Source organism: Chryseobacterium sp. Marseille-Q8038 (genome assembly GCF_965111995.1).
In genome coordinates this window covers 328,472-352,829 of sequence record NZ_CBCOPN010000001.1, presented here as the reverse complement: position 1 = coordinate 352,829, position 24,358 = coordinate 328,472, and the positions used below count along the sequence as shown (strand labels likewise).

Here is a 24,358-nt window from a genome sequence, read left to right as displayed (position 1 = left end):
AATGCGAATAAAACATCCGATTCAAGCCTTTCTCCAGGAACTGGCAAGTTATAAAAAATATCGTATTAGTAAAAAATCAAATGGGATTTACTTGAAATAGTAAACCCCATATTTTATCTTAATAAAATCCAGATGCCCAAAAAGGCAAAGTTGAAATTCATGCAAAGCGCTGAATTGTTGAGAAAATCATCTTATGGACTCTTAATACCAGAAGAATTTCCAAAGATGATGAAAGAAAAGCAGAAAATGCCAATGTTGTTATTGTCATAGCAAACATCAGGAGACTAACTCATAAAATTTAATTCAAACAGCCTCTGAATTTTTCTCATGCAGTTAATTTATCAATATTCTAATGATCCGGAAATTGATTATTGCTATTAAAGTGGTCCATAAGGAAAACCTGTTTCAGAAAGTACTGTTAAATTGCGGTAAAGCTATAATAAACATTGATAGAGTAAGTGGTATTTTCCTTGCCAACCAAACTTTGGGCACCCGCAGGTGGTATAGTGTATCTTACGTTTAGTCCACGGTCCAAAACCGGTGCTCCGTTAAAGAGTATTTTTTGAGGCGTTTTGGATAAGGGAGCACTTACAGAACTTCCATCCACTCCAATTTGTAAAATATTTGAATTGATGTTGGTCTGCAAACCACCTTTCTTGAAATAATTTTCGTCCGATTTTACATAAAGTTCAAAATTTTCATTATTGGACAACATAATTTGGTTGGGAATCATTTGTGACTGACCATCAGTGTAATGGGCAGCGGTATTAAAATTGAAGTTTACGTTGCGCCCGGAACTTGGGATGGTGATCTCCGACAGAGGAAGCACCTTTAGCTGAACAGCCGTATTTTGCAAACTGTTAATTGAGTTATCTGTACTGCTTGCATTGAAGTTCAGTTCAAACGTATAAGTTCCGGCTTCAAAAAAGAAGTTTTTAAAATCTTCCGCAGACACATAAAGTTGCGGAATGAAGCTATTTCTGTTTCCTGCTACCACACTGAAATTAGCAGCGGAAAAATTCTGAAAATCGGCGGATAAGGCTTTGGTCGTGAGTGCAGCTCCATTACTACCCAATTTAATACTTCCTATATTTCTGGTTCCCGGAACACCTTTAGAAGAAGTGAACTGAATGTTTGTGGAAGCAGCTTTCGCCCAAAAATTAAAATCGACCGTATGCGCAATTTCCGTATTCCCCAAATCCCACACCCGCGTACCAGTATTTCGGTAGTCATTCAAAGAAGATATTTCTATGTATTTTGTTAAAGAGTTTGTAATCCATCGTATAGACGAAGGAATAACTAAAATTGTTTTAAAATTACGTGGTGTGAAATCATTATAATTCTGCGTGATATCCATGGAGTAATTCCCGGCCCGGAAGGCATTGGCAGAAAATTGAGAGGCCGGAATTTTAAATGTAAAATTGATATTTCCCCGGTTGAATCCTCCCCCGATACTAATGGATGGCGGTTCAAACCATTTTACAGCGCTTGTACTGAACGACTGAAAACCTGGTAAATAACCTGAAAGTCCGGTATATGGCATCTGTCCGCCCATACTTTCCAACTGCCACAGAAGCGTGGAACCGGGTAAAGTAAGTGAGGAAGAAGAATGAGTAAAATTTGGCCCGGAAACAGAGGTAAATGTAGGAGCTGTTGGGAGTAATCCCAAAAAGGCATAATCCCAGTTGGTCCTGTTGGCGTTCGTCATTACCCTTGTAGGTACTGAAGTAAATTCGCTCCTGTTAAAAATAGTATTGTCAGGAACCGACAGGTACACATCCTGAGCTTTCATGACTGTAGCCCCACAGAACACGGTAAAAATTCCTATTAGAAAAGACCTCATCTTTTTCATACTTTTAAATTTAAAACTTTTTCACCTTAATGGTGGTGTCTTTCTTCTTATATTCAAAAACCACCGTTTTTGAGTACCCTTCTTTTGTCACCTGAATAGTTTGGGTAGGCTGCGTATAGCTGTATTTGTCATTTTCAATATAGAGGTTGTATTTTCCATCTTTCAGGAAAAACTCAAACTCATTTTTTTGGTTAACCACGGCAGTATAGATCATGCCATCTTCACTTTTTGCATACACTACTATTCCGGTTACATCCGTTTCCAAAACATCGTAGGCTTGTCTGATCTCTGTTAATTTCCCACTTACCTTAATATTTTTTACCAAGCCTACTTTACGGTTAATATTGGTATGCACCATAATGACAGGATCCATCATCAATCGGGCACCCGCACTTTCGTTCACTTTCAGTGTGTAAGTACCTTCGGGGACATTCTGAAAAACTACTTTTCCATTCTTATCCGTCATCGCTACATAATTGTCCAGTTTTACAATTTCATTAGCAAGTACCGATTCGCCGGATTCCAGAAGTCCATTGAAATTTTTATCTTCAAAGAACTGGAAGGCCACTTTATGATTTCCGAGAGCTGTAGCTGTGGTAAAATATTTTTTAATCCCCACTCTGTACTGGTAATAACTTCCACTGCTTGCATATTCAGCCGTAGATTTATAACCGGAAAGATTAAAATACCCTGTGGTAGACCATGAAGGCGAAATCTTATATTCCAGATTACCGGTGATATTGCTGTTTAAATTTTTATAAAGTTCCGAATAGAAGGCTCCGGCTGAAAAAGATCCGGTCAGATTATGATTAAACATCTGGAAATTATATGATGCGTATACATTGTAGTTGGCGAAATTACGGTTTACATCATAATAAGGGTTTAAATCAAAAACACTGGTTGCGTTCCATTGAGCTGTTCCGTTGAGGGAGAATGATTTATATCTGTAAGACAAAGTTGTCTTCAAACTGTTGAACCACTCTGGGTTATCATTCTCTTTTGAATAAGAATATTCCGCTGTCAGGTTCAATCCATGCGCACCTAATGTAGTGCTGATGTTGGCTTCCAAACGGTATGAAAAAAGTTCCTGCGATGTGTAAAAATTAGCTGTTTTTTGTTTTTCAACCTTTGGAGACAGTAAAAAATTCCACTTTCTTAAAGAAAACTGATACCCTAATCCCAACGCTTCTGTACTGTTGAAATAATAACGTAAATTAGAGGTATTCCCAGGTTGGTTTGATTCACTCTGGAAACTCAGGAACTCAGGTTCTACCTGCGAATTCTGATATTGTATAAAAGCACGCTGAGCAGCAGAAAATTGACGGCCAATCCTCTGATTTGAGAAAAAAGATCCCCGTTTGATTCCTGCATAACTTTTGGTCGCAAAGGAATTGAAAGATTGTATATCCCATTTCCCTATTTTCCCATCGTAATTGGCTCCCATGGAAGCTCCTGCGTTTTCATCTTTGTTCAAAAGACCTTTTTCGTGACTCAGGCCCACCTCCGTGCGGATGGTGTGTTTATCGTTAATTAACAATGCTGATACCGCGTTCGCTACCTGCGTATCTACATTAAGGCGCGGATCATGGTCGAAAATATAAGACACTTTCCCATTGAAAGATTTAGCATTCCCAAAAGCATATTTTGTACCCAATATGGTAGATCCTTCTGTTTGTTGGAAATAAGTACCGTACAGATTATAATTATTTTCCAGAGCAAGAATTTCAATCTGATTATTTTCACCAAATTTGGTAGAGACTTTTCCTCCTCTTCCGAAAACCGGATAATCGTAATCGCTGCTATTAACATTTCCCAGGCGCAACACCGTATTTTTTCTCTCCAGTTCCAACCAGGTATCATACAGGTTATAACGGCCGTCTTCAAGATAGTAATCTGCCCCGATATTGAAGCGCGATTTCAAATTCTCAGTTACCCGAAATGCTGTGTTTCCCCTCAATTGAAGAAAATTAAGACGTGAACTGTTTTCATTATAGCTCATTTCCGCAAAATTACTTCCGCTCGCCGCTTCGTTTCCACGGGCAATTTGTCTGTTGTGCGATAAAACAACTAAGTAGAGCGTGTTGCTTCCCACAATTTTATTATCAAGCAGGTCTGTGACGATTGCATTAATATTAAATTCCGGATAAAGCGTATTCTGTTTTCTGACCACAATTTTGATCTCAACCGTTTGTTTTTCCAAACCTTCCAGAGATACAGTTTGTTGTTTTGGCAAAATTTCCAAGCCGTCAGGAATAGATTGCAGATCAATTTTAACGGTTCGTTTAGTATACCCTTGGTTTTCTACAGTCAGCAGAATTGAAGATTGCGGCAAAGCAGGGTTAATGAAATTTTCGTAGGTGGCCGTATAAATGGCGATGTTTTTGTTCTCACCTTTAGCAACAAAGAACGAGGCACTTTCAGTTTTGGTGACCGTTGGAGTGGTATACGAAACCTTGAATTGAATCTCATTGGATCTCAGTTTCATAAAATCCACGTTGGCGATCAGTTTCACAGGAAGATTTTTAGACTGCCCCGCACCTAAGGTAAAGTCATTTTTGGGATAAAAAAGCAATCCTGGATAGTTTTCCTGAGGCATGATATTCTGAATGATAATGTCTTCAGAACTTTTATTCTCAATGACCAGGAAATTAGTAAAAGTAGAACCTTTCTCAACAGTGACACTGTCATTTTCAAAATGGATTTGTATATCCTTCTTTTCCTGTGCAAAGGCCCACGAGAAGTTCAGAAGAACAAATACAAAAAATAAGATTGTTCTTCTTAAGACTGATAACGATATTCCATTCTGTGGTTTCAAAGCTTAATTTTAAAATTTAAAGTTTTTTTCGCCTACGCGTAAATCATTGGATTCTGCCATTTTGATAATAACCACGCCAAGGAAGTTCCCTGAAATGTTCTCTGGTAAAGAAAACTGAACAACCTGATGAGTATCCGGAAGCATGGAGATGGAAATTGCAGGTAATTTTATTTCCTTACCACTATCTGTGTTGGTGAGTTCAAAAGCAACGGTGGCATCATTGATGGTGTTTCCATCATTATGGATGCTTACTGCAACTTTTCTATTCCCTGCATTCTCATTACTCGCTTCTGAAATATTGGTAATATCCAAACTTTTCACATGATTTCCCGGTGGAGTATAAAAAATGTGAAGTCCCACTTCAAATAAGGTGATAATACCTATACCATTCTGAACACGTGCCTTATCTGCCTGCTGAGGAAGTTGAGTAAAAAATAACATGCTGTTCGTAACGGCAGATTGTGATGCGTTTGCCGGAATCTGCATGGTTACTACAATCTCCTTTGTACTTTTCGCTGGAACTGTTACAGCATTTTCTAAGGTGGACACCCAGGAAGCATTGGAAGTTTTTGAACTGCCTGCTTCAAGATAAACCTTATTTCCGTCTTCTTCTCTAGCCCAATCTTTATAGTTGAGATTAAAAACATAATCCTTATCCGAGCTGTTTTGAAGCGTGACTGTCTTTGTTACTTTTTCTCCCGGATTACCTGTAAAAAACAAGCGTGTGGGCGACATAGAGATACTTTGTGCCAGAAGTGAAGAAGATCCCGTAACGATTAAGAAAATGAAAAGGTGGATAAACTTGTGCATGGTATAAATAGTTTAATAATAAAGATTCCCAAAACTACTGAAAACGTAGCAAAATGAACCTTTACAAACTAAAAATTTTATTATAAAGCAGTCGCGGTATAAGTTACTGTTTGTGTATAAGTTCCGGCTGGCTTCCCTAAAATATCAGAAGAAGATGATTTCGCTGCTGGAATAGTGTAGTCCAGATTCAGTGTTAATGCACTTCCTAATGGGGCATTTGTAACTAAATTCTGATCCGTTGCAGATAACACTACAGCATTTTTTGTTCCGCCCATTGTTCCGGCAGCCGTAGCTGCTTTAATTGTCAAAACATTTACAGGGATTAAGTTGGTTCCATTCATAAAATTAGGACCTCCTGCTTTTACTTTAACATTAAAGCTCTTCGTGGAAGTAACTTTCAAAGAGTTGGCTTTAGTAATCGTCTGATCAGAGTTATAGTCTGCTGCAGTAACGTAATTAAAATCTACCGTATTACCAATGGCAGTACTTCCTGCGTCGATAGAGATGACATCGTTCAAAGTAATGTTTACAGTTGTCGTTGCTGTAGTATTTTGAGCTTGAACATTGCTAGTTCCTAATATAATGGCTCCAAAAGTTAAGGCTGCGATTACGATTTGTTTTTTCATGATAATACTATTTTATTGTTATTTTTTATTTAATTATTCTCTTTTGTATACTGCAAATCTACAGCGGTGATAAAAGTTTCTTTGTAGTGGAAAAAGGAAGTTCATGTAGTAAAATCACTACAGGGTTTATTCACATAATAAATAGAAAAACCCTCAATACTTTTCAGGTACTGAGGGCATGTATATTGATGTGTTTTTTTTATTATAAAATTGATGTGTTTTTTTATTATAAAGCAGTTGCTGTATAAATTACTGTTTGCGTATAAGTTCCGGCTGGTTTACCTAAAATATCAGAAGATGATGATTTTGCTGCTGGAATAGTGTAGTCCAAATTCAGTGTTAAGGCACTTCCTAATGGGGCATTTGTAACTAAATTCTGATCCGTTGCAGATAATACTACGGCATTTTTTGTTCCGCCCATTGTTCCGGCAGCCGTAGCTGCTTTAATTGTCAAAACATTTACAGGGATTAAGTTGGTTCCATTCATAAAATTAGGACCTCCTGCTTTTACTTTAACATTAAAGTTCTTCGTGGAAGTAACTTTTAAAGAGTTGGCTTTAGTAATGGTCTGATCAGAGTTGTAGTCTGCTGCAGTAACGTAGTTAAAATCTACCGTATTACCAATTGCAGTACTTCCTGCGTCGATAGAGATGACATCGTTCAAAGTAATGTTTACAGTTGTCGTTGCTGTAGTATTTTGAGCTTGAACATTATTAGTTCCAAATAGATTGTCTAAAAAAGTTAAGGCTGCGATTACGACTTGTTTTTCCGCGATGGTAATATTTTATTGTTACTTTTTACTTAATTGTTATCTTTTGTATACTGCAAATTTATAGTGTTAAAAGCCTCTTTGTGTGAAAAATAGTTCGTAGTAGTACCACTACAGAGTTTATTCATTTAACTTAATAGAAGCCTCAACACTTTCTAAGTGTTGAGGCGTATATAAATTGTTATTTCATTTATAAAGCTGTCAATATAAATTCCAGATTCTGAATTTATCTATATGGGTACACACAATAAAATCAAAGGCTTCCTGAGGAAGCCTCTTGAAACACCAACAAAATATTAATATGAAAAATTAATTTGCTAAAAGCCTGTTGCAGCAGGTTACTGCTTCGCGTATACGTTCGGCTGGTTTACCTAAAATATCAGAAGATGATGATTTTGCCGTTGAATGGTGTAATCCAAATTGGTGTTAAGGTACTTCCAAGAGGAGCATTTGGTTACTAAAGTTTGATCCGTTGCAGATAACACTACGCATTTTTTGTTCCGCTCCATTGTTCTGCTGCTGTAGCAGCTTTGATTGTCAAAACATTTACAGGGATTGTCCGTTCCATCTGAAATTAGGACCTCCTGCTTTTACTTTTACATTAAAAGTTCTTTGTAGAAGCAACTTTCAGTAGTTACTTTAGGAATCGTCTGATCAGAGTTATAGTCCGCTGCCGTAACGCAATTGTTCCACTGTGCATACTAATGGCAGTACTTCTGCAACAATAGAGATGACATCGTTCAGTAACGTTTACAGCGAATAAGTGCTTGTATTTGAGCTTGAACATTATTAGTTCCAACATGATTGCTCCAAAAGTTAAGGCCGCGATTACGATTTTGTTTTTTCATGAGGAATATTTGTCATTGTTATTTTTTACTAATTATCTTTTGTATACTGCAAATTTATAGTGGTGTTAAAAGTTTCTTTGTAGTGGAAAAGGAAGTTCACGTAGTAAAATCACTACAGAGTTTATTCATTTAACTTAATAGGAGTTTCTATTATTTTCATAGTACGAGGGCGTATATAAATTGTTATTTCTATTATATGCTTGTTGTAATATAAAATTCCAGGATTTTGAATTTTATCTATATGGCAATAAATACATACAAAATCAAATGTATCTCTTGAGCAGAAGCCTTCGAAACACCAAATCACAAAATATTAATATGAAAAATTAATTTATTAAAACCTGTTGCAGTAGCATTGGTTTGCGTATACGTTCCGGCTGGTTTACCTAAAATATCAGAAGTATTATTTACGATTTTGCTGCCGGAATGGTGTAATCCAAATCAGTGTTAAGGCACTTCAAGAGGAGCATTTGTTACTCGTTTTGATCCGTTGCAGATAACACTACAGTATTTTGTTCCGCCCATTGTTCCCAAGCAGCGCTTTGATTGTCAAACATTTCACAGGATTAAGTTCGTTCCATTCATGAATTAGACCTCCTGTTTACTTTTGCATTAAAAGTTCTTGAAGCAACTTTTAAAGAGTTGCTTTAGTAATCGTCTGATCAGAGTGTAGTCTTGCTGCTGTAACGCAATTAAAATCTACCCATTACTCAATGGCAGTTTCCTTGCATCAATAGAGATGACATCGTTCAAAGTAATGTTTACAGTTGTGGTTGCAGTTGTATTTTTGAGCTGGAATGAGCGAAAATGTTCCTAATATAATGCCAGTTCTAAAAGTTAAGGCTGTGATTACGATTTGTTTTGCCGCGGCAGCATTATTTTATTGTTACTTTATTTAATTGTTATCTTTTGTATACCGCAACTTACAGCGGCGGATAAGTTTCTTTAAATAGGAAAAGGAAGTTCACGTAGTAAAATCACTAAGAAGAGTTTATCTGCTAATTTAATAGAAAGCCCCACATTTTCTATGTTGAAGTGCTAAAATTGTTATTTTGCATATTATAGCGTTGTCAATATAAATCTAGTAGATTGAATTTGATTTATAAATAATACATACAAAATCAAAGGCCCCCGAGGAAGCCTTCGAAACAAATCACAAAATATTAATATGAAAAATTAATTTATAAAAGCTGTTGTAGCAGCTATTGTTTATGCATATTGTTCCGGCTGGTTTACCTAAAATATCAGAAGATATTATTTTAAGCTGCTGGAATGGTGTAATCCAAATTCAGTGTTATGTATAATTTCAAGAGGAGCAATACAATAAAATGATCCGTTAAGATAACATACAGAGCTTGTTCCAACATTGTTCCTGCCAAGGTAGTGCAATGGATTGTCAAAATATTTACAGGGATTAAGTTCGTTCCATTCATGAAATTAGGACCTCCTGTTTTTGTTTGCATGAAAAGTTCTTGTGCTAACTTTAAAGGAGTTGGCTTTATAAATATTGACTGTGAGTTATAGTCTGCTGCTAACAAAATTAAATCACCGACACTAATGGCAGTACTTCCTGCATCAATAGAGATGACATCGTCTTCAGTAATGTTTATAGTTGTGGTTGCAGTTGTGGCTTTGAGTTGAACATGCAATAAATTTCAATATAATGGCTCCAAAAGTTGGCATATGTGATTACGATTTGTTTTGTCATTGGCATAGCATATTTTATTGTTATTTTTTATTTAATTGTTATCTGTATACTGCAAATCTACAGTATGATAAAAGTTTCTTTGCAGGAAAAGGTGTCATTATATTTTAAAGTGCTTTCTTTCTTTTTTTTTTTTTTCTTTTTCTTTTCTTTCTTTCTTTCTTTTCTTCTTTTTAAAATCATAGTAGGTTTATTCATATATATCATAAAGTCTCAATACTTTTAGAGGATTGCCCCCAAACAATTTTCTTAGCATTTTTTAGTATGGTATTCAAAGTGAAGAATAGAATAAAACAGATTGTGTTGTTAAGGTTTTACAAAGACATTTGTCTGATTTGGTTACAAAGAATTAGGGATCAGCACTATATTAAAACAATGGGTTAAATACTATAATCAACATGGATTCTATAAGTCTCTTCATCCATAACAGAGTTTAGATGTCAATTTTAAAGCTGAAAAGTTTACAATCCAAAGACTAGAAAGTCACCTTTCCATTAAATAGGCATGCTTAAAGTTTCATTATAGGTAAGAGTCTAGTATTTTAAATTGGCAGCAGAATTAAGGGAGAAAAGTGGCATTTTAGGGTTAGAAAATAAACTAGAGGAAAGACTCAGATAATATGAGTTAAATAAAAGATAAAAAAAGGAAAATCTGAGGTTAAAGTTTTGACATTTATAAAGAAGAACTTTACTTGAAAATGAAAAGCTAGAGCAGAGATTGATTATCTAAAAAGGACGTCTAGCTCTAGCCAGCAAAAAAGCAAAAAGCCATCGAAGAGCATACAAAGTATACTTAGCAAAGACATGAATTGTTTCATGTTGGCAAGAATATTTTTACACATTTCATTTATAGCTCGTAGGATGCATGAGATAAAGATACTCATATTAAAAGCTGACATAACAATTAATTTATCAAAAGAAGAAGTGAGAAGATTTGGATATAGAAGAATCACTCTGAACTAAAAATCAGGGTGTGAAATTATCAATCATAAACACAAAAGATTGTTGAAAGACTTAAGCTGAAAAGCTTAATCTTTGGGTGAAAAATACAGATCTTACCAGGAGAATGAAGGAAAAATAGCCCTGAATATTCTTAAAAGAAACTTTAGACTGATCTATTATCCTAACTCAAAAATGGGCTACCGATATTGCGAGTTCTTAATAAAAATGTTTTGGAAACAAGCTATATCTGGTCTCCTATCATCGACTTATTTATCGAGAAATTATGTTTTTGTTTTCAGAAAAGCCATAGTTTTTGCACAAATTATTAATATGCGAAAAGAGTTTTGTAGGAAAACAAAGAAATATAGAACCTAATTTTTCCGGGGACTAGGTTGGCAATATCAAATGAAGCTTATCAAAAAATATTTTGAAACAAAAAGGAATTATCCAAAGTGGTACTAGTGAAAAGGGAATTGTTTGGATAATGCGGCAATAGAGAATTTTGGAACATTAAAATCTGAAATGTTTTATCTGAAAAATTCAACCAATATGAATTAAAAGAAGAAATCCATCAATATATTAACTATTAATAATGACAGGATAGACTTAATTTAGAAGGAAAGAGTCCGACAGAATATCGAAACTTTTTCTGTCATCAAAAAGATTATTTAATTTTGTCTAAACCTTTGGGTGCAATTTGGCATTGAGGTTTTCTTCCATTTGAAGAATTGTATTTACTTACAATGCAGTGGCAGTATAAGTTATTTTTTGTGTGTAGGTTCCCTGTGGTTTTCCCAGAAGGACCTTAGAGGCATTTTCTGCCGAAATAGAGTATGCAATATTTAAAGACTGTTTGGTTCCTAAACTTGCATTACTCACCAGCACCTGATCAGTTGTAGATAAAGTGACCTCATTCAGGGTTCCCACCAAACTTCCGCCCGGTATTGCTTTTACCTGTAATACATTTACAGGAATTACGTTGGCACCACTTACAAAGTGGGCGCCTTCAGATTTTACTTTTACATCAAAATTTTTAGAGGAAATAATGACTAAACTGTTGGGAACGGTTACATTTTTTGATGAATTATAGTCTTTAGTGCTCCCATAATTAAAATCTACAGCACCTTCTGAAGCAACAGAGCCAACGTCCATTGCAATAACGTCCGATAAAATAATATTTACTGATGTACTCACCTGCTCTGAATTTTGTGCCCTAACCTGGTTGGTTCCTAAGGCAATTGCTCCCAGAGACAGCGCAATGATAAAGATTTGCTTTTTCATGATTAATAAATTTAGTGAGGTGTAATACTATTGTCATTCAGAATTCAAAATTCAGAACTATTTATAAATTTAATAACATTATCTGACATTACCAAAGACTTTTTCATCATTGATTAAGTATTACCATCATACAGTTCACAGATACTCAATCTGATAGCATTAATTCTTATTACGATCTTTTACTGTTACCAGCAACGTAATACTTAAGAAAATTGTTGACCGCCCGGTAACTGATGTCATTACTCATGGCTGGGCACTATTTTTTTAACTCCTAAAATTTATTCTTAATTCTTAATCGAATATTAAAAAATGAACTTTGCAATTCTTTTTTAATTTGACTTAAACGAACCCAATCAGTGACAAAAGTGTTTGAAGATACGCTCGTCTTGGTCACCAAAAAGTCAAATGGCGCCACTTTAAAGCAAGTGACGCCATTTTTTATATGCTATATATTCTTTTGATTCTGAGCTTTCCAGTTTTAATACATCTTATTTTCTGCATATTTATAAACTGTATTTTCATCCCAGACAAATAATTGGATAGAGCTATACGGTGGTATTTTATAGGAATACCCTGCGCTTTTTATGTCGAATCCTTGCCCATTATCACTAGCATTCAACACCAATATTCTCTGACCTCGGAAAACTTTTCCTAAGTAGAAGTGTTCGCCATAAACACATTTAATGACAAGCATTCTATTATCAGAGTCATAATATTGAGTTCCTGGCTGCTGCTCAATCATGCCATGAGACAATCTCATTCTTGAGTCTTCATTGATAATCTCATCATCAAGGCGTGATAAACTTCCGTCCGGAATAAATAAAGTATTAGATTCTTCATTTTCGGATTTAAAGTTTTGAATAGCCTTTACAGAATCCCCAACATATACTGAACCAGCAACGTCTACTGAATTTGAAACATGTACTGAATTCCCAACATTTACGGAATCTGAAACATTTACTGATCCTGCAACATTTACTTTATGTGAACCATTAGCGGGTGCACCGATACCAATATTTCTACTTCCTCTATTGAAATTAATACCTTCCCAGCCCTTATAACTGCTTGAATATTTATAATATTCATCTTTTAATACAGCTAAATAGAATTTATCTTTTTCATTATATATACCGGATTCTCCACCATTATAATTATCAACAACCATTAATCCATTACCTGTTTGATGGGTAAATTGTTGGTTTACAATGATACCATTATTGGACATATAATTCCAGCTATCAATATTATTTTGTGAGAAATCTGCGTCACTCCATAATTTATACCATGCCTTAGACCACTTATCATCAATACCTTTTCTGATTTTAAGCATTGGTACTCCTTCTCCATTTATACCGGTTTGATTGGCAAAAACCAATTGGTATGAAGAATCCCCAGTGGATGCAGACGTGCCATCCCATGGAGCGTAAGTCATTACACCCGCATAATTTCCGGAGCCTCCAACAGATCCAGCATTAATAAAGTCAAATCTAACTCTACGGGAATTGCCATTTGGGGCAACAACTGTATTCGGATCTCTTGAACCATCTCTGGATGTAATAAAATAATTGGAAGCTAAAACTCCATTTGAATTGGTCAGATTTATCCATTGACCATCTTCTCCTTCAGGTTGAATAGACAGAGTCTGACTCGTAAAATTAGACGATACCCAGGATTGAGTAGCCAGGAATACATAACCATCTGTTCTATGATAGATGTAAGGTGCACCTGCTGACAAACCACTTGAGAATCCTAAAGTTTGAGCATTTTCAGCAGAATTAACTTTAGCATCTGGATTAAAATTATTATTAGTCCAAAGTGCTTCTCCATCTGACAATAAAGGAATATTTCCTTTTTTCGTCATGGTTGTTGTATTGACAGCCTGCCAATATTCTAAGTGATTGCCGAATAAAGGAAAATCTATTCTATGATACCATGTATTATTTCCTGCAATATGTAAAGAGTTACCATAAGTAGTGGGGAATCCGTTACCTGTCGCCCAATCTGTAACACTTAAAGGATAATCAGTTTTTACTGTGGTTGCATCTTGATGTAAGCCTCTTTTCGCTAAATATTCTGCAGGATTTAAATTGTTAGTCGTCCAAGGAATACCCCCTTGAATTTTAACAACACCACTATCTGAACTTAATAATAGGTCACCCCCATTTACAGCTCTCATTGCAAAACTATCTCCTGCTCCACCTCCTGAGGCCGAATCTCCATCAGCTCCAATATAAGCTATATCTTTAGATCCATCATACTTTTGCCAGGTTAAATAATTCCCTGTTTGTGCCGTACTTTTCCATCTACCTAACATAGCTGGAGTCTCTATATTGAAAGCTCCTGTCATAGTACCGCCATCTTTTCTGAGATAGTTTCCTAATTCTGAAGATGATACAAAGTCTGAGGCTAATCTTTGCCCACCACCTGCTGTTAAGATATAGTTATCATTATACCCGATTTTATTAAAACCTTTTGATAAAACCTGACCAGCATCAGTGAATTCTACCCTATTGCCCAAATCCCAATCTTCTGCATTATTGGTAACAGAAGGTGCCAATATTAAATTGTTATTGGTAGGTTTCTGAATTGACCAGGATTTATATGAACTATTTTTTAGTTTGAAAGGTATTCTGTTATAATAGGATTTCGCTGCGGAGATAATTTCATCTGTATTTCTTGTCTGATAATCACCTGGTTTGAAGTTTACATTATCCCAGGCTCTTCTCCATAGCGTCCAATTACCATTATACCCACTTCTATAGACTAATTCTCCTGCGTCTGCATTCGTATCATTATATTTTACCTGCAACTGTGCTGTGGTATCCTGGGCACCCATGTGCAACATAGGACTGTACAAATGCTGAACGCCTCCTGCATTACTGTTCGCTCTATAAACTCCGGAACTGGAATACCCTCCAAGACTATTGAAGTTATCATTAAGCTGAACCGCTTTTGGAATATAGCTGCTGTCTGCAAAATTTGTTAACCAACTTCTTGTAGCCACTACATCAGAAGGTAACACAATGATATTGGAAGGATATAAATCAAAGTTAGGTTCTATTGCATGAGACCATCCTACATTCCAGTCAAGATTATAGTTCCCATATTTAACTTCTACTTTAGCGACTTCAAATGAGAAGTATCCATTCCAGAATGTATTCGATTCTCCTAATAAAATACTAACATATCCATCAGTTCCAATCCCAATTCTTGCGGTCGTAGTAGGGAAATTATCTGTGACTTCCCATAGGGCTTTTGAACCATTAGAAACCAGAGTTCCCGATACATATTTATAGAAAGCTACATTTACTTTTCCTAAGTATTGATTTTCATATCCATAAATATTAATATCAACACTAAACATAGCATGCTCTGTTGAGGCTTGTGGCATTTTAATCGCTAAAATACCTGTGTGTCCTCCCTCACCATAATTCCCTTGATAAACTTTATTAAATATCCTTACATTATTCTGGTGTTTACTTATAGATCCTCCGCCATCAAATTCTAAATCCTTTGCCCCAAGATTTACATCCTGTGTTGCTCCATTATAAGAAACATAATTATTTAGAGCTGATGCATTAACAAAAGTTGACGGATCTAAGTTATGGGCATCCCAAACCACTCCATTTACTCCATTTTTAGAATGTATTATATCACTATTATTAGATTCTACAATAGTATTAATGGTAGGGTTTCCTATATATAATGTAGAAGGTCCACTATAATTTAAAACTTGTTTATTACCTGTAGTAAATGAATTAGAATAAATACCTACGCTAGAATAAATCTGACCTGATCTTCCCAGAAAATGGGTAGGCTGATCCGGATCTCCAAAATGGAAACCTATCCCCTCATTCAGGCTATTGGCACTTCCCTGATAATAAGAAAGTCCATAAGTATCTGCGTTTGCAAATGACCAGATTCTATTTCTTTCATCTACTTTGTAAAACCTGTTTTGAAAACCTTCATCTGTTTGCACAAAACCTCTTGAATGGATACCATATGCAGGAATAAACTGAGAGTCAGTATAAGCAGAAGAGGCCAATAAACCACCAGATAAAATTGTCTGCGCCCCATTTCCATTGAGTCCGGCTATAGGTCTATCGGAATCTAATGCCCAATAGCCGCCTGTGTCTTTCTTCTCCCAAAATGTATTACCAGCAACTAATTCTTCTTTAGTGAGTAAATGTTTAAGATTGATCTGAACTCTTTTTATACCTCCCGGATCCGGATGATCCGACACTGAAGTAACTCTGTTTTTACCTTGGTCTAAACCTCCATATCCAACTGTTACTTTTACATCAAACCCCTGCCAGTAAGATAACTGCGCAAACCAAAAACAAAGTTTACCATTTAAGTTTAAGGCAGTAATCGAATTCCAGTAATGTAATGTAGAATAACCGCTATGAGAAATAATAGTCCCGTTATAGATATAGCCCTGAATCTTACAATCTAAAGGCTGATCTGTGCCGTACATATTCCCTTTAATCTCTAAAAGAAACTGATCTCCATAGTCTACAGAATAATCTACATCAGTTTCAATGAATGTACCCTGCGGGAAATTTCTTCCGGAATGATACCAGGAGTCTTCTTTTCCCCGGGAATCATAATCTCCACCACCTCCCGTAAGGAATCTTCCGTTATCTGACCCGTCTTTATAATACCCGGCAGATCTCACGTTATCAAAAGCATTGCCATTGATATTCATAAAATGATAACCGTTTGATCTATACTGCAATGTACCGGCATAAAGACCTGGCTGATGGAAAGAAATTGCAGGATAAATTGTATCAGATGTACCATTACCTCTTACTTCTAAAGCAACTGCATTATAAGCATTCCCGGTAGCTCCTGAGAATGTTTTTCTTGCCGATATCTCTTGCTCGGTATTAGTTGTTACTAAATTTAAATCAGAAACTATTTCCGCATGGGTTCTTGTGCTGATTTTTTTCGTTACAGAATTCCAAACCATTACAGAACCTGCATCGTTTGGAACACTTTTCACAATTATTTCGCCTTCTACGGCGATATGATTGTTAAAATATTCAGGAGCAATCATTAGTCTAGTCTTGCAGTTAAAGTAATTCTATATTCATTCGGGGTAAGAGGTGCTAAAACATCTATTTGTACATCATTTTCTGATATAACCACACAGCTTACATTTATTTTTCTATTATCAGCATTACGATAACAGATATAATCAACATTCACGGTATTCCAGCCATGGGTAATGGGGAAAGAAACGGACGCTCCATCTCCGATATGCCATGTTTGGGATTTAATTTTTGCATCCAAAACAGCTTTCGTAGATTTTGGAGTCATTGCTTTAGTAATATTGATTCCCTCAATAGCTTCAATATCTGTAGCGATCTGGATCACTCCTTTTACCGTATCTGTAGCGTCTACAATATCAGGAATACCTTTTTCTATAATCTGATAATTTTTAGGGATATTGTAAGCATCATCGGTATTGGCAATAAGATGGTCACCCACAGATACAGGTTCATTGCCCACCCATCCATTTGCTGTAATCACCCATACCATTCCTGTTTTAATTACTGCTGCTGTAGCAGGTGATGGCATCGTCATTGAACCTTCAACAGTAGAAGGGGTATAACCTCCCGGCTGATAGATCAATGCTCCTGTAAGGCTTTGTCCTATGAAATTTTCAACATAAGTTTTAATCTTATAGGATGACCATGTAAAGGTACCTGACTGAATAGCATCATTCACAACAATAGAAACAATATCTGCATTGGTAAGATTTCGGCCTGCTACTTTAATAACATGCCCTGAACTATTGGTCAGGAGCTGACTTAGCAATAGAAGCCCGCTTGTCTGATTGGTCTGAAATGGATTATTAGTCAGCGGATATTCCGGATGTACATAATTTTCAGCCAAATTAATCCATTCGGTTCCATTCCATTGATGCAATTGTCCATTATAATCAATTACCCACCCTGCAGGAACACCATCCGTACTGGGAAATGAAGTAAATTGTTGAAAACGGGTACGTTGTAATTCCCCGAAAAAATTATCCTGATTTGCATTATTACTGATTACTGCGTTATTGTTCATAGTTTTTATTTTTTTATGGTTTAACTTTTAAAATGAGAATGTTAATCGGATTAGCAAGGTCGCCCAACATCTTAATCTCGATGGTTTGATTGGTTGCATAATCGTCAATATTTATTTTTTTTCCGGTAACACTGTCCCGGGCCTGAATGATCACATTTTCCGTTTCAAGGGTATTGGGAAATACTGCACTTCCGGTAACCTGCACTACGGTACTTGTAGCTGTTTGTGAGATCAGCAAAACCTTATCATAGATCTGCTTATTAAATTCCTGTTGATTTTTTGGGCTGTCTAGCCAACCGTAGTCCAATAACAGCTTTACTTTATCTTCACTTGATTCTCCTATGGGAAGAGCTTTTAAAGCTTCAATATCTTCACGGTTTTTTTTAATGAAGTCTACTATTTCCTGAAGCTCATCTAAAGACAAATCATTAGATAATAATATGTTTCTAATATTTTCTATCTCAAGGGCCAGGTCTTTATCAGCACCTTTCAATGCATCCACAAAACTATTTACCTGTATTTTCGTGTATGCATTCCCCAATTGATCAGAGCCGTCAATGGTAGCAACATTGTTGATTCCAAGTTTGCTTTTCCAGCTGTCCACATGCGCTGCAGTCAGGTTACCGGCATTCAATAAAGCCAGATATTCCGAATGAGCCTTTGGGTCTTTTAAGTGTTCCTGAAATGCTTCTGCACTGGCAAATAACTGAAAGATCTCTTCAAATCCTTCAATACCTTTCATAGGGATTAAGTCATCTTTGTGATAAAAAGATAAAAACGTGTCTTTAAACTGGGTTTCTGTTGGAAAATCTCCCGTTTCAAACCAACTGAAAATTGTATGTAATGGTGTACTCATTTGATAATTGATAATTAGTTTTGATAAAATTGATAATTGGGAAAGGCTAAGATTATTTCTATCCGTTACATTTTAAAGGAGCGAAGAAGTCCATATACTTGCAGATGAAGCTATAGGCCTATGCATTCACTTAGAAAGAATCCATGAAGCTGATTCCACTTTTGTGATCTCAAAATATTACAATGATGCTATAACATCTTTGTTTGAAATTTGAACTGTATGAGCAGTTTGAAGCCGGAACAAAGCAGGCCACACCTGACTTTGGAGATTTACCAATGATAATAGATGGTTTAAAGTTCCCACTATTAGGTAGAAATTGTTTATTTAGAAAAGAACAGATCAGCTTCAGCCTTTCTTCTGCGGATGAGCCCGTTTAAGGTTTTTCCGGCAGCCGTAATGTATTTCGTGGTAAACCAATTTCTGATGGCCTGCTCTTCTGCTTTTTTATTAATCAAAGAAAATAGTCCATCTGATCCTCCGGTATTGTAAGTGTGCGATACGAGAGCATCAAATTGATTTTGAGTAAGATTCAGTTTAATTTTACTGTTGACAATTTTTTCATAAGTTGGTAAAACAGATGAAAACAGCTCTATTCCTTTTTCTTTAGTGATTGCGGGATCTTTCATGGTTACTTTTTTTCCTCCCGGATAGTAAGTGTTGCCATATCCTATTGTGGGAATTCCGGCAGAATCCAGATAAGGTTTTGAACTGAAGCCTTCAAATGACACAATCAGATTGATTCCCTTTTGTGATGTTTTCATATCTTAAAATATTTGTAGGTGAAAAAGATGAGTACTAAAGTGATTCCAATAATCGTAATGAAAATCCAGGCCAGGATTTCCAATCCATCTGATTGAATTTCCTTTGTTTCTTCAGAGACATTTGAAGCCACTTCTTTGACTGTTTCTTTTGAACTTGTTTTCTGGGTTACATCCTGAGCAACATGGGTAATTTCTTCTTTTTTAACCTCTGATTTCTCATGGTTGACTTTTGCATAATAGCTGCTGATGGAATATTCTGCATTTCCCACAATGGAAATACGTTGAATGGTATCACGCCCTACCACGTTATGGAAAACAAAGGGATTAGACGCATCAGATTTCCCTTTAATCAATAAATCTCCGGATATTTCATTTCTCTCTTCCTTCAGCAACCCCTCATCTGATCTACTTTGAGTTGATTGTGAGCTTTGAAGGGTTAAAGAATCAGCTTTTATTTTTTCTGTATTTTTTGTATTTTCTTTATAAGTAGCTGTAATTTTGTGTTTACTCCTGCAGCCCAGCATGAGACTGCTCAATATGAGCAATAAAAGAATCTTTGTTTTCATGAGTTTTAGTTTTAAAAATTGAACAGGCTTATCTTGAATTCTTTAATTCCGGGAAATCTCGTTGACATTCAAGTTTTACATAAAGATTTTATCTTCTTTTACATATTCTTTCTTGATGCTATCCAGCAACATATCTAAACTTACTTTGTAGCCAGGTTCTTTTAATGCAATTGTTTTTAAACTTACATCCTGTATGACATTCATAATATTAGAACCGGTTAATTCATATCGCTGGGCAATTTGTTCCAGATCAATATCTTCAAGTTGTAATGGTTCGGGTAAATTTTGCTGCCAGATACGCAGACGCTCTTCATGTTTTGGATTATTGAATTGTATACAGCTGTGAAAGCGTCGTGTAAAGGCTTTATCCATATTATTTTTAAAGTTGGAAGCCAGAATAATAAGCCCTGAAAATGTTTCTATACGTTGCAGCAAATAAGAAACTTCCTGATTGGCATATTTGTCATGGGCATCTTTTACAGAGGTTCTTTTTCCGAAAATAGCATCCGCTTCATCAAAAAATAAAATCCAGTTTTTATTTTCTGCTTTGTTAAACAGCTTCGCTAACTGCTTTTCGGTTTCTCCGATATACTTTGAGACCAGCATAGAAACATCCACTCTGAAAACAGGACGTTGGGTATATTTCCCTAAAAGGCTGGCCGCAAGAGTCTTTCCTGTTCCCGGTTCTCCATGAAACAACACTCTGAACCCTGGTTTAAGTTTGGTCTGCATGTTCCAATCTTCCATAAGAATCCGGCTGCTATTGTACCATGCTTCAATACTTTTAAGCTCCTGCAGCGTAGTTTGAGGAAGTATTAAATCTTCCCATGATCGGCGTGTGAGTATCTGTTCTGCCGGAAAATCATTGCTCATTTTTGGTAATAATTCCGAGCCAAACATGATTTTGTTAAAAGCTTCTTCATGAACATTGATCTGACTGTTTTCATGGGCTGAACCTGCAAAAACGATGAGTTCTTCTTTACTCAAAACTGAATCCGGGCCGAAATAATCCAGAGCTTTCAATCGTTCTGAAATACTGTCTCCTCCCAAAACGTATTGGACTGCCTGAATGGTAGGATAAAAGAGCCTGCCGCTATCGTTGGTTGAACAGAAGTCAAACAGCGCACTCCCCGGAAGCTCCAGGTAAATGCGTTTCAGCAATGCGGGATCCAATCGGGGCAATAAAGCCATTAAAAGAATCACAACTTCCTGATGGGCAAGCTCTTTCCCTGAAATATAACCTCCTAATTGAAAATTTTCATGGTTACTGGTATTAAATTCAGGGGCTCCTCCATTAAAATCCTCTGAAGGATTGTTGATACGCCATGTAATAACCTTTTCTAAATGAGTAAATAATTTTTGTAATTGTTCTGACTCCATGGGTTTTTATCTTTTTTAAGATCCGGTGTAGTGCATCATTTTTACTTTTAAGATGCTTCCCCTTATCTTGTCGTTGATTTCAAGAAACCTCAACCGGAAAGTTGCTCACATTCGAGTATCTCTCCACAGCCGGCACAGCAGCTGTTTTTGGAAAGTAGCTCCTTCATTGGAGTCCTTCTTTTTAAAGAATCAATCTGCGTTTGAAAGAGAACAACAGATCTTAAGACCAGCCATTCTGCTTCCAGGAGGAGATTCTCATGTTTACACATCAGAAAATTCCGGGATTTCACGCGCTAAAAGGTGTCCTGCCAAGGAGAATCTCTCCGATTGAGGTATGTTGTATGTTTTTTTACTATCATGCAGCATCTCAAGGATGATTACATGGTATTTCGTAGTTGATTTCAAGAAATCTCAACCGGAAAGTTGCTCACATTTGAGTGTCTCTCCACAGCCGGCACAGCAGCTGCTTCTGGAAAGTCGCTCCATCATTGGAGTCCTTCTTTTTAAAGAATTAATCTGCGTTTGAAAGAGAACAACAGATCTTAAGACCAGCCATTCTGCTTCCAGGAGGAGATTCTCATGTTTATACATCAGAAAATTCCGGGATTTCATGCGCTAAAAGGTGTCCTGCCAATGAGAATCTCTCCGATTGAGGTATGTTTGTGATTAATCAATAATATAATTAACCAAATCGTTATAGTCCCGTCCCAAAATAATTTTTATATTAACGGGATACGATGTATATTTTTTGCCATTGATCTCAATTTCCAAAAGCATCTGAATAAGAGAAAATGGTTTTCTATGATGAACCGTATGTCTGAATGAACCAGGTCTGGTAAGTGTTCCTGATGGATAAAACTCATTGAACTGTGATCCAGGTCTGAAATAATTAATAGGATTGATATCCAGAATCATTTCTTTAGATGTTACAGGGTATTCGGACATTCTGCCCAGGGAGATTGCATCTAATTGCTGTTCCCTGTAATAACCTGCATCTTTGAATCCATTCCTGACCTTTTTTTTCTGTTTGTAACGTTTTATAATAATCTTAGGCTTGTACTTATCAATATCTAATTCATTTGATAATTTTACCTTTAAATATTTATAACTTACACTTCTGCTGAAAGCATGTACATAATGATCTATTTTCTGTGGCTCACTTCCGGATTCTGCTTCCAGATTGATGTGTCCTCGTCCCGATTTTTCAACGTTTCCGGCCTGATAGAAATGATAGTATTTTGAGGTCCATTCTGCTGATGCCTTTACATCCAGTCCGAAATTAAGTTCATTTAAATGGAGGTAATTATCTATGAATCGGCCAAACTGGCTTTCTGTAGGATATTTACCGGTTTCAAAGTAGGTTTTCAGCTCCTCTCTTGGGGTTAATATATTGTTTTCTTCCATGATATTTTAGTTTTCTTTGTTGGCTTATGTTCTTACTATAACCGCTTTCTGGAGCTGATTCCCGGCTGTGATGTAAAGTTCAAAATTGATACTTTTTTTGTTCTTATAAAAGTTTTCCGCGCTCTTCATCCTGTAGCTGCAGTAACTCACATCTCACTCATAAACAATTTATTACACCTAAAATCAATGACTCTTGTTTTTTAAGTTTATGCAATGCATTTCCACCTTCCGTTTTCACAGAATTTATTATTTACTTTCAAAAAAAATAGATGTGACAACCCTTCATTCCGCCTTCCGGATGTTCCAATGGAAAAAAACTTCCATTGCAGTGTATTTTACCGATTGAGGTTGTATTTTTAGTAATGAGAATATAATGGATTACTTCTCTGCCGTCCTGTGATCTCAAGGTCTTTTATATTGATAGAATACGGCTTATTGTTTTATATAATAGCAATTGCTATGTTTTGTTTACAGTTCAAAATTAATCACTTTATTGTTCTTATCAAAGTTTTTTGCCCCCGTTTGTCTGTAGCTGCAGTAACTCTGTTTTAAAACCATTAGTTGTTATTTAGAAGCATAGTTACACTCGATCCTAATATTTCTGACTTTATCTACCTGGCCACCCCACCAATTTTCCTGACTTTGCCCGGCATACAAATATCCTGAGGCTACAAGAGTGTTAGTATCCGCATCATACAAATCGCACTGTACGTTCTGACTGCTTGTTTGAAGATCGGCATTATAAGCAATGTACAAAAAGTCCCATGCATCATAATGATCGGTAACGGTATCTTTATCTCCATGTTCATTACCCCAGTATTGTGAGTATGCTCTATATTGGATAGGCACTTCAGTTCTGTTGATAAACTTAATACTTGTATTTACAATATTGATTCTTGCATTATTATCCATTTTAGTAATTTCAATGGGTAGTCTGCCATTCTTCAATTCTCCAAAATCAAAACCCTCAGGAATAGTATTCAGATTGTTTCCAAATAATCTACGGATATAATAGCTTTCACTTAACTGATACCCAAAACTATAGTATTCGGTTTCTCCTAAATTACCTTCTGATATTTTTTTTATTTTAATTGTATAAGGTGCGCTTCCCAATAAGTATTGTCTCACTACACCTACTTTTGTAGAATCTCTTAGGGTGATCAGCTGATCTTCTTCATCCGGTGAGGTTACCGCAACCTGGATTTCTAAATCTCCAACACTATTTGCAAAATAGTAAATAAATGCACTATCAATAGTTGCCAGATTATTAGCAAAGATTAGCATTTCTTTTTTGTTTAGAACATCTTCCTTATGTCTTAAAGAATCAATCAGATCCGAGAATTGATTTTGTGTAGGATGTTTACCTGTTTCAAAATAGGTTTTTAACTGGGCTCTTGTGGTCGGTTTATTTTCTTCCATGATTTTTTATTATTCTTTACAGCTTAATTGCCTTTGGGTACAATGATTATTTTGTTATGTTTTTAAAATTCGGAACTCTTGCTTTTTCATGTTTGTAAAACTTTTGGGGCTTTTAGTAACCTTAGTTTTTAGAGTCGGATAATAGGTACATCATTTTAAAATTCACACCTTTATTCTTAGATCATCCTGGCAAATTTGATTATGCCAATATGCTTATTTCAGGAGTATAAATATTCTGTAATATGAA

Annotated in this window: 15 protein-coding genes; all 15 read right to left on the bottom strand. The window is 36.0% G+C overall.

Annotated features, from left to right (window positions below; translation table 11 throughout):
* Positions 1-418: 418 nt before the first annotated feature.
* Positions 419-1,852, bottom strand: a complete 1,434-nt coding sequence (locus ACWPWS_RS01535; protein WP_454045261.1) for a hypothetical protein — start codon at positions 1,850-1,852, stop codon at positions 419-421.
* A gap of 10 nt (positions 1,853-1,862) precedes the next feature.
* Entirely contained in the window at positions 1,863-4,667 is a 2,805-nt protein-coding gene (locus tag ACWPWS_RS01530; RefSeq protein ID WP_454045260.1) for a COG1470 family protein, read from the bottom strand.
* Between the two features lie 9 nt (positions 4,668-4,676).
* Positions 4,677-5,477, bottom strand: a complete 801-nt coding sequence (locus tag ACWPWS_RS01525) for a fimbrial biogenesis chaperone (protein ID WP_245169666.1) — start codon at positions 5,475-5,477, stop codon at positions 4,677-4,679.
* Between the two features lie 80 nt (positions 5,478-5,557).
* Positions 5,558-6,103: a peptidoglycan-binding protein LysM gene (locus ACWPWS_RS01520; protein WP_454045259.1), complete on the bottom strand. Its 546-nt coding sequence runs from the start codon at positions 6,101-6,103 to the stop codon at positions 5,558-5,560.
* A gap of 226 nt (positions 6,104-6,329) precedes the next feature.
* A complete protein-coding gene (locus tag ACWPWS_RS01515) occupies positions 6,330-6,878 on the bottom strand; it encodes a peptidoglycan-binding protein LysM (protein WP_454046879.1) in 549 nt (182 codons plus the stop codon).
* A 2,101-nt stretch (positions 6,879-8,979) separates the two neighbouring features.
* A complete protein-coding gene (locus ACWPWS_RS01510; protein WP_454045258.1) occupies positions 8,980-9,369 on the bottom strand; it encodes a peptidoglycan-binding protein LysM in 390 nt (129 codons plus the stop codon).
* Positions 9,370-11,104: 1,735 nt separating this feature from the next.
* Entirely contained in the window at positions 11,105-11,647 is a 543-nt protein-coding gene (locus ACWPWS_RS01505; RefSeq protein WP_309512346.1) for a peptidoglycan-binding protein LysM, read from the bottom strand.
* A gap of 478 nt (positions 11,648-12,125) precedes the next feature.
* The gene (locus ACWPWS_RS01500) at positions 12,126-16,706 is read right to left on the bottom strand and encodes a hypothetical protein (RefSeq protein ID WP_454045257.1); all 4,581 of its coding nucleotides are present in this window, start codon (positions 16,704-16,706) and stop codon (positions 12,126-12,128) included.
* Positions 16,706-17,725 (bottom strand): hypothetical protein, encoded by a 1,020-nt coding sequence (locus ACWPWS_RS01495; RefSeq protein WP_209783871.1) that lies wholly within the window; start codon positions 17,723-17,725, stop codon positions 16,706-16,708. The genes ACWPWS_RS01500 and ACWPWS_RS01495 overlap by 1 nt, the downstream gene beginning before the upstream one ends.
* Positions 17,726-17,738: 13 nt before the next feature.
* Entirely contained in the window at positions 17,739-18,581 is an 843-nt protein-coding gene (locus tag ACWPWS_RS01490) for a hypothetical protein (RefSeq protein ID WP_454045256.1), read from the bottom strand.
* A 320-nt stretch (positions 18,582-18,901) separates the two neighbouring features.
* Positions 18,902-19,342: a lysozyme gene (locus tag ACWPWS_RS01485; protein WP_034699532.1), complete on the bottom strand. Its 441-nt coding sequence runs from the start codon at positions 19,340-19,342 to the stop codon at positions 18,902-18,904.
* Complete coding sequence (locus tag ACWPWS_RS01480) at positions 19,339-19,908, bottom strand: hypothetical protein (protein WP_454045255.1); 570 nt, start codon at positions 19,906-19,908, stop codon at positions 19,339-19,341. Before ACWPWS_RS01480 ends, ACWPWS_RS01485 begins: the two co-directional genes overlap by 4 nt.
* 75 nt (positions 19,909-19,983) lie before the next feature.
* Positions 19,984-21,288: an ATP-binding protein gene (locus ACWPWS_RS01475; RefSeq protein WP_454045254.1), complete on the bottom strand. Its 1,305-nt coding sequence runs from the start codon at positions 21,286-21,288 to the stop codon at positions 19,984-19,986.
* Positions 21,289-21,954: 666 nt separating this feature from the next.
* Positions 21,955-22,692: a hypothetical protein gene (locus tag ACWPWS_RS01470; protein WP_454045253.1), complete on the bottom strand. Its 738-nt coding sequence runs from the start codon at positions 22,690-22,692 to the stop codon at positions 21,955-21,957.
* A 564-nt stretch (positions 22,693-23,256) separates the two neighbouring features.
* Positions 23,257-24,111: a hypothetical protein gene (locus ACWPWS_RS01465; protein WP_454045252.1), complete on the bottom strand. Its 855-nt coding sequence runs from the start codon at positions 24,109-24,111 to the stop codon at positions 23,257-23,259.
* Positions 24,112-24,358: the final 247 nt, after the last annotated feature.